Below are 13706 nucleotides of genomic sequence, written 5' to 3' on the forward strand. Positions count from 1 at the left end.
CAGCACAAATGCGAATGGCCCGGACGCGATAAAAGCGTCCGGGCCATTCGTTTTTAGGTCGTTCAAGTCCTACAACGAAAGACTTGAGCAAAGCTGCCGATTAGGCTGCTTTACGAGCCTTACGGCGACGCATAGCAGCAGCACCACCAAGAGCACCAAACAGCAACAGGCCGGAAGCGGGCAATGGAACTGGGCTCAATTCGATCGAAGTGATCGAACCATCAACCCGCTCAACTGCGCCAAAACCGTCTACAGCGCTCGAGTCGATTTCGAACGAAAGCGTTGCGATGTTGTCGAAATCAGCCGAACCAGCGAAAGCAGAGAGGAACAGTTTCGGATCAACGCCCGACACCAGAACTTCGAAGTATGTGCTCACGTTACCCAGCGTGTCGATTGCTGTCGCTGTAAAGTTGGCGGCATGGTCGAAACCGAGTGTACCAAGACGGAACAACATATAAGGGTTCGAACCGTTCGAGATATCACCGACCGATGTATAGGTCAGCGTGCCCGTACCAGTTGCCCGATCGTTATTCGAAAACGACAGCTCGCCACTTTGAATTTCGAGAGTTGTTGCCGCAGTAGCGTTGCCGTTGTTGGAAACGTTATTAACGGTCAGGGTACGTGTTCCTGCACCAAAAGCAACTGTGCTCGAATCGGTTGCACCAGGATAAGCCTGAGACACCACGGTCTGATTTCCGCTGAAGTCGTCAAACATAATAGTTGCAGCGAGGGCCGGCACGGCGGTCATAAGCATTGCAGCAGTGACCGATGCTCCTAAAAACTTAACATTCATAAAATTTGTCTCCTATAAAGACGCCAACAATTGGCACTCGATCATGCTCAACATGAACACGATTTGAACTAAATTAACACAACCGTAGGCGTTTGGGAAGGGACGATTGCTACACTATTAGAAATTCACAGTAGCGATTTGAACGGTGATTGTTGAGGCAACGAGTTCGCTGGAGGCTCAATCGAGACATTGGATCTTTCTCGCTTTCATGCCGCCCCTGGTGCTTTTTAGGCTCCAGCCTTCGGTAACGGGGACGTCTCAGTCAAGTGCTTTTTGACATACGCATCCGACCGCATAGTTGCGGATTTGATGACAGTTGCTTTCTGAGCCATTCTGCTTTCGCCGCGGCCTTCGTCGGAGATCATCCCGGGTGCATGCTTCGGTCCGTGGGCAGCGCTTGGCTGCCAACATGATGCTGGTTCAAATGCAATTCCGATGTGCCTATCTCATAGGCGTGCTCAATGTTGGTCGGCAACAGTCCTGACCACGGCATTATCGGAACCACGCCCCTGAGCGTGTGAGTCGTCCGCCGATTGCATCTTAGCGGCGTAATCCGAGGTGAGCAGAGTAACCACTCCATTGCTGCCGAAGGTGCATCAGTGGGCGCTGTGGCACGGCAGTATGACATGCGGGCCAATCATTTATCGGAATGCCGGCGAATGGCGCGCGTGGGCGATGGACAAGATGGCCACATAAGGTCAGATATTTAACCCAAGGGCTCCGCGCAAAGCTGGAGGAGACTTGGGGATCAAGTCCTCTCCCTTGTTGCAATAAAGGCTATCAAAGGAGCCGCATCACATCGCGACAGGTCAACCTTGCATCGCCGTCTATGCATCCATCATGTGCAACAAGCTGGCGTCTAAATCCAACTGAATGAGAGCATCCGGGCCAACATCCATAGCTACGTCCAGAATGCCATTAGATTCAGCGAACCCGAAGGCTTGAAAATACAGGGAATCTCCGCCCAAGATATCGAGATCTACAATCAAATCCTCGCCCGGGCCATCCGCAAATACGAATTCATCAGCGTCAACCACACCGCTTAGAATATCACTGTCGGCCATCCCAATGAGTATGTCCGCCCCGCTTGATCCGTGCAGAAAGTCCTCGGCTACGGCACCTGCGATGGCATCATTGCCCGCCTGTGCGTCGGGTGTACCCGTCTGCACTAAGTCGCCGTGGTACCTCATGGTATCGATATCAGTATTCCAAGTCACATCACCAAGGATGCCCCCGCCTGAAAGGGCTGAAAAATCCACCAACATGGTCGTATAGAGATCCCCTTCCGCAGGACTTCCAACCAGATTGACAATACCCGAGTATGTGACGGTGACGGCACCGCCCATAACCGCATCGACGCGATCGGCGATGATCTGAAAACCGAGGAGCAGTTGCCCGAGGCGGCAGAGGACGCAATCGAGGATCTGACCAAGCTTGTGCGCAAGCTGACCTCAGCCAATTTCTCCAACATCCTGATAACAGCGGACCACGGGTTCCTGTATCAGCACCGCGTGCTTGATGAGAGCGATTTCGCGATTGCCGATCCGCAGGGGGCTGAGATCCTCTTTCGGAATCGCCGCTTCGTCATCGGTCGCGGGCTCAGCGCGACCGCTGGAATGAAGCACTTCACAGCCAAAGGGCTTGGTCTGTCCGGCGATCTGGAGGTTTTGATCCCGAACTCGATCAACCGAATGCGGGTGAAAGGCGCTGGCAGCCGCTTTGTTCATGGCGGGGCTGCGCTCCAGGAAGTTGTCATTCCCGTCATCCGGGTCGGCAAGCAGCGCGAGGCCGATGTTGGCCATGTCGAGGTACAGATTTTCGTGACGGGTCGCAGCCTGATCTCTTCAGGCCAGACAGCGGTGACGCTCTATCAGGTTCAGCCGGTATCCGAGAAGATGCGGCCTCGTGAATTGCTGGCCGGCATTTATGCGACCGACGGCACACTGATTTCGGATGAGTACACGCTTCTCTTCGATTTTCGGTCGGAGAACGCCCGCGAACGCGAGATGCCGCGCAAGTTTCTGCTGTCGCGGGATGCCGACCGTTTCAACGATCAGGATGTCATCCTGAAACTGCGCGAACGCGTCGGAAAGACCAGCCATTATCAGGACTATGCCAGTCACCGCTTTCAGCTGCGGCGTGGCATCACCACTGACTTTGATTTCTAAGGAGCCTGCGGATGAGTGATCTCGACGCCAAAATCAATGAACATTTTGCGGGCTTCGTGGTCCGGAAAGACCTCGTGAAAGCGGTCAAAGGCAATGCGATCGTGCCCACCTACGTGCTGGAATATCTTCTGGGCCAATACTGTGCGACCGATGATGAGGCGTCGATCCAGACTGGCATTGAGACGGTGAAGGAAATTTTGCGCAAGCATTATGTCCACCGCAGCGAAGCTGGGCTGATCCAGTCGACCATCAAGGAAAAGGGCCGTTACAAGGTTATCGATCAGGTCAGCGTCTCGCTGAACGAGAAGACCGACAGCTATGAGGCTGTGTTTGACAATCTGGGTATCAAGAAGGTTGCCGTCGACAGTGGCACGGTGAAGGCGCACCCCAAATTGCTCGTGACCGGGGTTTGGTGCATTGCAGACGTGCAATATGAGTTTTCGGAGGATGCCAGGACCTCACCGTGGATCCTCGAGTCGATCAAGCCGATCCAGATTGCGAAGGTGGATTATGACCATTACCGCGAGGTCAGGAGCGCCTTCACCACGGAGGAGTGGATTGACATTCTGATGCAAAGCATCGGCTTCAGGCCGGAAGCATTCGGTCGCCGCAGCAAGCTGCTGCAACTCCTGCGGCTTATCCCCTTCGTCGAGCGAAACTACAACCTGATTGAGCTGGGGCCCAAGGGGACGGGCAAGTCCCACATCTATTCAGAGTTCTCGCCCCATGGGCAGCTGATCTCGGGCGGGGAGGTCAGCATCCCGAAGCTTTTCGTGAATAACTCGAACGGGCGTATCGGCCTAGTAGGCTATTGGGACGTCGTGGCCTTTGACGAATTTGCCGGACGCGAGAAGACCGCGAACAAGGCGCTGGTCGACATCATGAAGAACTACATGGCCAACAAGTCCTTCTCGCGGGGTGTCAACCCGATGGGGGCAGAGGCCAGCTTCTCGTTTGTGGGCAATACCGACCACAATGTGCCCTTCATGCTGAAAAACAGCGACCTATTCGAGGCGCTACCAAGCCAGTTTCACGATTCAGCCTTCATCGACCGTCTGCACGCCTATTTGCCTGGTTGGGAGATCGACGTCATCCGCGGCGAGATGTTCACCAAGGGATTTGGCTTCATTGTGAACTATCTTGTCGAGATCCTGCGTCACCTACGGTCAGAAGATTTCTCGAACCGGCCGGACCAGTTTTTTCAGGTCAGCGAGAGGATTTCGACGCGAGACCGGGATGCGATTTACAAGACGATGTCGGGCATGCTGAAGCTGATCTTCCCTGATGGCAGTCAGGCCGAGGCTGAGGTCGAGGAACTGCTGCGCCTTGCCATGGAAAGCCGTAAACGGGTGAAGGATCAGCTCGCCCGGATCGACACTACTTACCCGGAAGTCGATTTTCATTACGTTGGCTCTGACGGTGCAAAGCGGCATGTTAGCACTGTCGAAGAAGATGAGTATCCGCAGTTCTATCACCTCAAGCCAGCTCTTGACCCAAAGGACCAAGGAAACGCCGCCGTTGCTCCGCCCAGCGCGCATCTGCCATCTGAAGACGACGAGCGCGCCATGGCACCAATTGCTTCGATTTCACCCAAACCTCAGCCTGCCCCAAAACTAGCTGAGGGCCACCATGTCTTTGCGGAAAACCGCAAGGGCGTCAGCTACGACAAGCTTTTTGGGCCCTACATTGATGGGGCCAGCCGCATCATCGTGACGGATCCGTATATTCGCCTGTTTTACCAGCACCGGAACATGATGGAATTCGTCGAGATGGTGATCCGCCGGAAACCCCCGGAGGATCAGGTCAAGGTTCACCTTGTGACGGGGCCGGACGAGGGCACCATCTCCCGCCAGCGCGAGTTGCTCGAGTCAATCACTACGGCCTGCACAGGCACCGGTGTAGAGTTCAGCTGGGCTTTCGATACGTCTGGCACAGCCCATGCCCGCGACATTGTCACCGATACTGGCTGGAAGATGGTGCTGGATCGGGGGCTCGATATTTTTCAACCACCTATCAAGACAGAGGGGTTTTCACTGGGCGATCGGTTGCAAGAGCACCGCATGCTCAAGAATTTCTATGTGACCTATGTGCGCTTAGACCCTGATGTGGGGGGCACATGAGTTTTTGCATATGTCGCTCCATTCCGGTAGCGCCGGAGATGACACCCAGCTTGTCTAAATCGGCTGATACGCTTTCCCTCAGCTGCCGCAGCGCGATAAATGCCGTTAGACCGCGCAGGGATCGTACGCGCCGTTTGATGCTGGCGGCCTGGGACCGGATTGAAGCGCGCCGTGAATTCATGACGTCGGGGATGTAGGGTATGCATCCCGCCGTCCGGCCCCTTTTGATTATTGTCTTCGTGGTCTTGGTGGTCATTCTGTTTCCGGAGCTCCTTATAATCGCACTTCTGCTGCTGTTGCTCTGGCTGATCATGAATCTGGCCACGCACGGGCCCGTCTGGATCTTTTGGCAACGGGATGCGGCGCTTTTGCGCATGGGCAAATTCTCGTGGTTCCGCAGATTGCCGGGTATCACAGCGACCCTGCGCGGGGTCGAACAGCGAGAAGCAGAACGCGACGCTAAACGCGAACGGCAGGCCGAGGAGAAAAGACGCAGAAAGGTTGAGGCCGAAGCCCGTGAGCGTGCCGAGCGCGACAGGGCCTAGAAAGAGCATGATACGCTGGTCGAGCGGCCCATTCCACCGGACATTAGACGTGACATACGGGCTTTTCTGGATGGCGCTTTTGTCGGCGAAGACCGCTCTCCGCTGACTTATGTAGGTTACAGAGTTGGCAAGACGCGAGGGCTTGTTGCTCGAGAAAGACAAAGACGGCTGGATGTGTGTTTTCGGATCGAAATCCCATCAGAGCTCGACCCAAAATATAAAGGTTGGGGCGCGCCCGCGACTCAGCAGCGGTACCGCTCTATTGAGAAACATCTGAAAATGCTTGTGGATATGCGAAGCGGCCGCAGTAATCTAAGGTTCGCCGTGGCAGATTGGGAGGCGGATAGGGATTGGTTCTTGCGCGAGCACAAAGCGTTCGCCGATCTGTTGCAACGCTATCCCCCGCGGCGACATCGGTGACCGAACATGGGTGATTTCGTTTCAATTAACAAGCTTGGCCGCATCTGCAAGACGAGCGTTTCCCCCCTCATGGGAGATTAAGTTGAAGACATTCTAACAGTCGGTGGACTTCCCAAGCCTCTTGGTACTTTAGCGGGTCTTTCGTTTTAAGCGACCATTCCACCGCAGACTTGCCCAACATCGCCCGCATTTGGGGTGAAGTGATACGACGCCTATACTTAGCGTTGCCCGTTTTCCCAATCTTGAGATGTGGCAATTCCATCGTGAACCTCATAGTCGCCACACCACTTTGTGTAGCGGTTGTGTAGCGGTTTTTGGGGTAATGCCTTGAAGATTCAACGATTTCAAGCGTAAATGGTGCCCCCACACGGACTCGAACCGCGGACCCTCTGATTACAAATCAGATGCTCTACCAGCTGAGCTATAGGGGCAACGTGGGTCTGATAACCTTTGTCGGTATGCTGTGCAAGAGCGGTAATGACACTATCGACAGAAAAATTCTGAATGCGGGCCTGCCTGTGGGATTTGACAGGGGTTGATTGCTTTTGCGGGCATGAACTATGGCTTGATTTGCGGATTATGTGCGCAAGCGGCAAGAAGGTAGCCACGTTTTCCTGAAGTGGTCGTGCTTTTCAGGACAGGTTTTCGGCTTGGCTAAGGTGCATTTGGTGTATGTTCATGCCGCTTTTTGTATCTCCGCTTGGGTGAATTATGCGATGTTCGGAGTGCGCTTATCAAGGGCCGTGTGAGGGCGCTCTGAGTTGTAGAACTCAATCCAGTTATCGATGATCCGTTTCGCTTGGAAACCGTCGGTGATTTCATGCAGATAGACGGCCTCCTGTTTCAGCGACCGCCACAGCCGTTCGATGAAGATGTTGTCCAAGTAGCGGCCCCGCCCATCTATTACCGTCAGGGTATTGCATCGCAATATCCCGAGAGGCATCGAGATTTTAATTTCAGCCTTGGTCAAAGTCGTGATCCAGCCCGTGCCTGTGTATTGGCTGCCCTGGCCCGTATTCATTATCTCTGGTTTGCCATATCGGGCGATTGCCTCCTCCAACGCCTCAACACAAAAGCTGGCATCGAGCGTATTGGAAAGCTGCCAGGTCAAAACCTTGCGGGTCGCCCAGTCCATAATCGCCACCAGATACAGAAAGCCGTTCTTGACCGGAATGTAGGTAATGTCGCCGCACCAAACTTGATTGGGCTGCGTGATAGCGAGCTTTCTCAACAGATAAGGATAGATCCGATGTTGAGGATGCTTTTTGCTGGCGTTCGGCCCCTTATAGATGGTCTGCAACCCCATGAGGTTCATCAGGCGACGAACAAGATGCCGCCCAGCAGAGAACCCCGACTGAGGAAAATAAGCCACGATTGGGCGGCTGCCCCCTCTCGGGCCATTGCTGCGCAATGCCCTGCCGGGCAACGAAAGAACGGGTATTTCGTGAACACACAATCAATCTCATGCATAAGTTTAAGCGTCTCAGCATTCATGCCAACTGGTGTGTAATAGATCGATGAGCGGCTGATCTTGAGCAACTTACACTGGCGCGTCAGGCTCAGTTTTGTGTTGTCTTTACGGATCATCTCGCGGCGTTTTGATGGGCTCATCCCCTCTCACGCATGTAAACATGCGTTGCCGGGCAACGGCTTCAGCCCTTGTGACAAGAAATCATTTTCCACCGCCAGTTGACCAATCTTGGCGTGCAGTTCTTTAATTTCGCCGTCCTTATTCTCAGCCTTCTTGACCTTATCTGAGAACACCCCTGCCATGCCTTCAATCGCCTGCCGTTTCCACGTGCTTACCTGCGTAGGGTGAAGTTGGCGTTTGGCTGCGATCTCCTGAACCGTCTTGTCACCGCGCAGCGCCTCAAGCGCCACAGCAGCCTTGAACTGATCTGAAAAATTCCGTCGCTTTGTCATTCTCGTATCCATTCGTTCGTATTGGATACACCTTAGCACGCTGTCCAATTTTGCCGGACCACTTCATTCCTTTGCCGCAGGAGGACTGGATCGTTTGGTGAGGGATCGCGGCAGAATCAGGTTCGTTTGCCGCGCTTCTCCTGCCAAAAGGGCAGGTGCCTCTTTGGTGGAAAAGGGATGATCCAGAAAAAGCGACGCGCCTCGGCCCGGTAATTTTTCAATCGCCCCTGTTTCTTTGATCCGGCATATTTTAAGGTCGTGTGACCAAGTCTAGGGGGGCATATGTCCGACGATTTTATGGAAATGGACAAAGATGTGCTGGATGCCCGCCGGGTAGAGGCTATTCAAGACGCGGTGGAGGCCAATGACGCCGCCCGACTCGACGGTTTGCTGGAGCCTCTCCACGCCGCTGACATCGCCGACCTTCTGGAGCAGATAAGCGCGAACGACCGTCGTGAATTGCTGCGGCTCTGGCCGAACGGCATTGACGGCGACATCCTGTCGGAGCTGGAGGAAGGCATCCGCGAACAGGTTATCGAAACGCTTTCGCCCTCGGTTCTGGCCGATGCGGTGCGCGAACTTGATACCGATGATGTGGTCGACATCCTTGAGGATATGGAGGAGGAGGATCAGGACCGGATCCTCGGGGCGCTGGAGGCCGCAGACCGGGTCGCGGTTGAACGCGCACTGTCATATCCTGATTATTCTGCCGGGCGTTTGATGCAGCGCGAAGTGGTGGCCGCGCCTGAACATTGGGATGTGGGGCAGGCCATTGATTTCATGCGGTCCAACGATTCCCTGCCCGATCAGTTCTACCATATCATTCTGGTGGACCCCCGGATGAAGCCGAGAGGCTATGTGACCCTTGGGCGCATGCTGTCGTCGCGGCGGGATGTGGCGCTGAAGGATATTGCCGAGGAGAGCTTTCGTAGTGTGAAGGCGACGGAGCCGGAGGCCGATGTCGCCTATATCTTCAACCAGTATCACCTGATTTCCTGCCCTGTGGTCGATGAGGATGGCCGGTTGGTCGGTGTCGTCACCATCGATGACGCGATGAACGTCTTGGATGAAGAGCATGAGGAAGACATGCTGCGGATGGCCGGTGTTGGCGATGAAGCCAGCCTGACCGATACCATTTATGAGGCGGCAAAGGGGCGGGCAGTTTGGTTGCTGGTCAACCTGCTGACGGCGATTTTAGCATCTATCGTGATTTCGGAATTCTCCGAATCGATTAACCAAATGGTGGCCTTGGCGGTGTTGATGCCGATTGTCGCCTCGATGGGGGGCAATGCTGGAACGCAGACCATGACGGTGGCGGTGCGTGCCTTGGCAACCCGCGATCTGACGGCCCAAAACGCCTTTCGCGTGATCCGGCGTGAGGCGGCGGTGGGCGCGATCAACGGGGTGATTTTCGGGCTGTTGATGGCGGCAATCTCAGGGTGGTGGTTTGGCCTGCCGATGCTGTCTTTGGTGATCGCGATTGCTATGGTGCTGACGTTGATTTCTGCCGCGGCAGGGGGGATCTTGATCCCGATGACGTTGCAACGCTTTGGTGTCGATCCGGCGTTGGCGTCAGGCCCGTTTGTAACGACGGTGACGGATGTGGTTGGCTTCTTTGCCTTCCTGAAACTCGCCTCTTGGATATTGCTATGAAATCGGGGGCGCGCAATCAGGCCTTTGCCGCCCGCAAAGCGGCCTTTGCTGCCGGTCAGGGGCAGGCGGCCGAGATATTGGCCGATTTTCTTGCCCCCCATTCCGGGCGCGCGTTGGCCGGTTACATGCCGATGCGCACAGAGATCGACCCGCTCCCTGCGATGGCGGCACATGTTGGCACGGTCGGGGTGCCGGTGATCATCGGTGAGGGGCAGCCCCTGCGGTTCCGTGAATGGAGCCCCGGCTGTGCTATGGTGCCCGGCGCCTTCGGGGCGTTGATCCCGCCTGAGGGGGCTTGGGTCACGCCCGAGGTTCTGATCGTGCCATTGGTCGGCTTTGACCGGCGAGGCTACAGGCTCGGCTATGGCGGGGGCTTTTATGACCGCACGCTGGAGGGGCTGCGCGCGCGTGGGCCGGTTCTGGCAGTCGGCTTTGCATTCTCGGCGCAAGAAATGCCCGAGGTGCCGATTGAGGCAACAGATCAGCCTTTGGATGTGATCGTGACCGAGCGCGGCGTTATAACCGTGTGACCAGTAGTGAAAAGGAACAGCCTATGCGAAACCTCGTCCGTCTAGGCCGTTCCTGAAAGATAAAGGCGTGGTCTAGGCCCCCAGTTGATTGTGCTTGCGCAGGACCAGCGCTTTGGCGGTTTCCACCGCAACGGCGGCATCGCGGCAATAGGCATCGGCACCGATGGCGCGGCCGAATTCCTCATTCAAAGGCGCGCCACCGACCAGCACGATATAATCATCGCGCATACCCTTTTCCTTAAGCGTATCAATCACGACTTTCATATAAGGCATCGTCGTTGTCAGCAGGGCGGACATGCCAAGGATATCGGGCTGCTCGGCTTCCAGCGCCTCCAGATAAGCCTCGACGGAGTTGTTGATCCCAAGATCGCGCACCTCAAAGCCGGCACCTTCCATCATCATGCCGACAAGGTTTTTGCCGATGTCATGGATGTCGCCCTTGACGGTACCAATCACCATTTTGCCCATGCGCGGCGCGCCCGTGGCGATCAAAAGCGGCTTGAGGATAAACATCCCGCCCTTCATCGCATTGGCGGCCAAAAGCACCTCTGGCACAAACAAAATCCCGTCGCGGAAGTCGGCGCCAACGATGGTCATGCCGGCGACAAGCGCCTTGGTCAGCGCATCATATGGGGCCCATCCTCGCGCGATAAGGATGTTCACGCCCTCTTCGATTTCCTCTTTCAGGCCATCATAGAGGTCGTCATGCATTTGCAAGACCAGCTCATCATCGGACAGTTCGGAAAGGATGATTTCATCTTCAGACATTGGATGCTCCTGCGCGGCTCTCTATTTCTGAATGCTCGCAAAGCGCGCGGGCCACTCCTCGATTTGCGACACAGGCTGCGTGAAAGCCGACAGTTTACCTTTTGACGATACGAATTCTTGCACCATGTTGCCGATTTGTTCTAGTGTGGCAGGATGACACAGAATGATGATGAAATCGGGACGGTGCCGCGGGATATGCGCTTGCGGGGGCGGGGGGTGGCCTCTAACGCCGTCGGGCGGTTTGAAGGGGCTGTGCGGGTGGCAGTGGATGACGGCTGGTCCGCGCCTGAGGATATGGTTTTGCGCACCGAGGTCCGGCTGGAGCAGGCGCGCTCTGCGATCAGCTATAACGCCTCGCCGGATTTGCCGTTTGACCGTTCGGTGAACCCTTACCGGGGCTGCGAACACGGCTGCGCCTATTGCTATGCGCGGCCCTCGCATGCCTATCTTAACCTGTCGCCGGGCCTGGATTTTGAGACCAAGCTGATCGCGCGCCCCGGCATTGGCGCTGTTTTGGCCAAAGAGCTGCGGGCGCGCGCCTACCGGCCTGCGGTGATCGCGATTGGTACGAATACCGACCCGTATCAGCCGATCGAGGCCACGCACCGCGTGATGCGCGAGGTGTTGGAGGTCTTGCGCGATTTCCAGCATCCGGTGGCGATCACCACCAAAGGCACGCTGATCGAACGTGATCTTGATATTTTGGGACCGATGGGGGCGGCAGGCTTGGCGCGGGTTGGGGTGTCGATGACGACGCTGGATGCCGGGCTTTCGCGTACGTTGGAGCCTCGCGCCCCAGCCCCTGCGCGGCGCTTGGCAATGATCCGGCGGCTGACGGATGCGGGGGTGCCGGTGCGAGTGATGGTCGCCCCCGTGATCCCTGGCCTGACCGACCCCGAGATGGAAGCGATACTGGAGGCCGCGCGCGATGCGGGTGCTGTGGCGGCAAGCTGGATCATGCTGCGCCTGCCGGGTGAGGTAGAGGGGCTGTTTCGTGACTGGCTGGCCCAACATGCGCCGGGGCGCGCCGAAAAGGTGTTGGCGCGTTTGGCCGATCTGCATAATGGCGCATCCTATGATGCCAGCTTCGGCGTGCGGATGCGGGGGCGTGGCATCTGGTCGGATCTGATCGCCAAACGCTTTGATCTGGCGCTTGGGCGCTTGGGGCTGTCCCTGCGCCAGCCGCCGATGCGCTGTGATCTCTTTGCCCCGCCCGCACAGGCGGGGGATCAGCTTCGCCTGTTTTAGCCGCGCCGCCCGCGCCGTTCGCGCTTGGGCGCGCCCGAATCGTCGCCGGTTCCGTCCGAAGCCGAGGAGAACCCCCCCAGCGCTTCCGAGATCGTCTCTAGCGTCGGGCGCGGGCCTTTGGGGCGGGTTTCAAGCGCCTCTCGCATGGCGCGCAGGTGTTCTGGCATGGTGCCACAGCAGCCGCCGATGATGCGCACACCGGCATCGCGGGCAAGCACGGCATATTCGGCCATCAGCGCGGGCGTGCCATCATAATGGATATGCCCGTCATGGAATTTCGGGATGCCCGCGTTGCCCTTGGCGATCAGCGGACGCTCGGTGCCTTGGGCGACAAACCCCAGCATCGTGCGCATCAAGTCCGACGCCCCGACACCGCAATTTGCCCCGAACGCCAGCGGCGGATAGTCCAGCTTTTCCACCAGTGCAACCATATCCGCCGACGTAGTGCCCATCATCGTGCGACCGGCGGTGTCAAAGCTCATGGTGCCACACCACGGCATGCCCGCCAGCTTGGCCGCCTCGGCGGCAGCTTTGTATTCTTGCGGTGCAGAGATGGTTTCCATCCAAAGCACATCGGCACCGCCGGCTTTCAGCCCCTCGGCCTGTTCGTGAAACATCTCCACCGCCGCAGAATGGGTCAGCGTGCCCATGGGTTCGAAAATCTCGCCGGTCGGCCCGACAGACCCCGCAACGACGATATCGCGGCCAGAGGCATCGGCCACTTCACGCGCGATTTCGGCACCAATGCGGTTCAGCTCATGCACGCGGGACTGTGCCTTGTGCAGCTTCAGACGGCTGGCATTGCCGCCAAACGTATTGGTCAGAAAGATATCTGATCCGGCATCAACCGCGCCCTGATAAAGCTTGCGAATGTTATCGGGCTTGTCGATATTCCAAAATTCAGGCGGCTCACCGGATTCCAACCCCATATTGAACAGGTTGGTTCCGGTCGCGCCATCTGCCAGCAACCACTCGCGGCTGCCAAGAAGCTTGGTCAATGCGTCTGTCATATCTGTTCCGCCTTATGGCTTATGGGGGCCGACCCTTATCGGGACGCCCTGATTTCGTCGCGTAGGATGCCGGTCGCGCTTAAAGCTCCTGCATCAACTGCGCTTTGGCAACCGGCAGCGTGGAGGCCAGTTTCGCGCGGATGACATCGGCCTCGACCTTGCCGTTCAAATCGGCAGCAAGCTTGCGGACCACGTCCTCATTCCCGGCCTCTTCAAAGTCGGCAGCGACGACGGTCATCGCGTAATCGGTGGCCTCCTGCCCGGTTTTTCCCAAAAGCTCGGCCGCCCATAGGCCCACCAACTTGTTGCAACGTGCCTCGGCACGGAATTGCATTTCGGCATCATGGGCAAATTTCGCCTCGAATGCGTTTTCGCGTTCATCGAATGTCGACATGGACAGACCCTTCACTTTGGTTTTCTAGTGTAGATATGCCCTTCAAAGCCGCCTGCTGCAAGAGTGGGATGCCCGATTTCCTACGCTGGCTTGCGGGCGCGCGCGCCATATACTATAGCCCGTGGATAAAGGGG

General features: G+C 56.8%; 13 protein-coding genes, 1 tRNA gene and 1 pseudogene. 6 read left to right on the forward strand and 9 right to left on the reverse strand.

Annotated features, from left to right (window positions below; genetic code table 11):
- Positions 1-100: 100 nt before the first annotated feature.
- Together EOK75_RS13670 and EOK75_RS13675 are read right to left on the reverse strand one after the other, a co-directional pair.
- Complete coding sequence (locus tag EOK75_RS13670; protein WP_137194645.1) at positions 101-793, reverse strand: VPLPA-CTERM sorting domain-containing protein; 693 nt, start codon at positions 791-793, stop codon at positions 101-103.
- A gap of 827 nt (positions 794-1620) precedes the next feature.
- Positions 1621-2058, reverse strand: a complete 438-nt coding sequence (locus tag EOK75_RS13675) for a calcium-binding protein (RefSeq protein WP_168199250.1) — start codon at positions 2056-2058, stop codon at positions 1621-1623.
- Between the two features lie 87 nt (positions 2059-2145).
- Here EOK75_RS13675 and EOK75_RS13680 point away from each other — a divergent pair, with 87 nt between their 5' ends.
- From EOK75_RS13680 to EOK75_RS13690, 3 genes are all read left to right on the forward strand, one after another.
- Entirely contained in the window at positions 2146-2961 is an 816-nt protein-coding gene (locus EOK75_RS13680) for a PglZ domain-containing protein (protein WP_420821953.1), read from the forward strand.
- 11 nt (positions 2962-2972) lie between these two features.
- Positions 2973-5081, forward strand: coding sequence for a BREX system Lon protease-like protein BrxL (gene brxL / locus EOK75_RS13685; RefSeq protein ID WP_137194648.1), 2109 nt, complete (start codon positions 2973-2975; stop codon positions 5079-5081).
- Between the two features lie 200 nt (positions 5082-5281).
- Positions 5282-5626, forward strand: coding sequence for a hypothetical protein (locus tag EOK75_RS13690; protein ID WP_137194649.1), 345 nt, complete (start codon positions 5282-5284; stop codon positions 5624-5626).
- Between the two features lie 775 nt (positions 5627-6401).
- Here EOK75_RS13690 and EOK75_RS13695 read toward each other — a convergent pair.
- The 4 genes and pseudogenes from EOK75_RS13695 to EOK75_RS21870 form a co-directional block, all read right to left on the reverse strand.
- Positions 6402-6477: transfer RNA gene (locus tag EOK75_RS13695), tRNA-Thr, on the reverse strand.
- Positions 6478-6755: 278 nt separating this feature from the next.
- Positions 6756-7442 (reverse strand): annotated as a pseudogene (locus EOK75_RS21860) (IS3 family transposase); the annotation flags it as partial.
- On the reverse strand, positions 7361-7657 hold the full coding sequence (locus tag EOK75_RS21865; RefSeq protein WP_420821959.1) for a hypothetical protein: 297 nt from the start codon (positions 7655-7657) through the stop codon (positions 7361-7363). The pseudogene EOK75_RS21860 and the gene EOK75_RS21865, both read right to left, overlap by 82 nt.
- Before the next feature lie 6 nt (positions 7658-7663).
- A complete protein-coding gene (locus tag EOK75_RS21870; RefSeq protein WP_420821947.1) occupies positions 7664-7969 on the reverse strand; it encodes a transposase in 306 nt (101 codons plus the stop codon).
- 282 nt (positions 7970-8251) lie between these two features.
- Between EOK75_RS21870 and mgtE the strand changes: the two genes are divergently transcribed.
- Both mgtE and EOK75_RS13710 read left to right on the forward strand, forming a co-directional pair.
- On the forward strand, positions 8252-9622 hold the full coding sequence (gene mgtE / locus EOK75_RS13705; RefSeq protein ID WP_137194650.1) for a magnesium transporter: 1371 nt from the start codon (positions 8252-8254) through the stop codon (positions 9620-9622).
- Positions 9619-10152, forward strand: coding sequence for a 5-formyltetrahydrofolate cyclo-ligase (locus tag EOK75_RS13710; RefSeq protein ID WP_137194651.1), 534 nt, complete (start codon positions 9619-9621; stop codon positions 10150-10152). The genes mgtE and EOK75_RS13710 overlap by 4 nt, the downstream gene beginning before the upstream one ends.
- Positions 10153-10224: 72 nt before the next feature.
- Here the strand turns inward: EOK75_RS13710 and EOK75_RS13715 are convergent, their stop codons facing one another.
- Positions 10225-10920, reverse strand: a complete 696-nt coding sequence (locus EOK75_RS13715; RefSeq protein WP_137194652.1) for a corrinoid protein — start codon at positions 10918-10920, stop codon at positions 10225-10227.
- A 153-nt stretch (positions 10921-11073) separates the two neighbouring features.
- Between EOK75_RS13715 and EOK75_RS13720 the strand changes: the two genes are divergently transcribed.
- Positions 11074-12168 carry a PA0069 family radical SAM protein gene (locus EOK75_RS13720; RefSeq protein ID WP_240794110.1) on the forward strand — a complete coding sequence of 365 codons (1095 nt, stop codon included), beginning with the start codon at positions 11074-11076 and terminating at the stop codon, positions 12166-12168.
- Here the strand turns inward: EOK75_RS13720 and bmt are convergent.
- Both bmt and EOK75_RS13730 read right to left on the reverse strand, forming a co-directional pair.
- Positions 12165-13178, reverse strand: a complete 1014-nt coding sequence (gene bmt / locus EOK75_RS13725) for a betaine--homocysteine S-methyltransferase (RefSeq protein WP_137194653.1) — start codon at positions 13176-13178, stop codon at positions 12165-12167. The genes EOK75_RS13720 and bmt overlap by 4 nt on opposite strands.
- A gap of 79 nt (positions 13179-13257) precedes the next feature.
- The gene (locus tag EOK75_RS13730) at positions 13258-13572 is read right to left on the reverse strand and encodes a DUF1476 domain-containing protein (protein WP_137194654.1); all 315 of its coding nucleotides are present in this window, start codon (positions 13570-13572) and stop codon (positions 13258-13260) included.
- Positions 13573-13706 lie beyond the last annotated feature (134 nt).

Source organism: Pseudorhodobacter turbinis (genome assembly GCF_005234135.1).
GTDB classification, from domain to species: Bacteria; Pseudomonadota; Alphaproteobacteria; order Rhodobacterales; family Rhodobacteraceae; genus Pseudorhodobacter; species Pseudorhodobacter turbinis.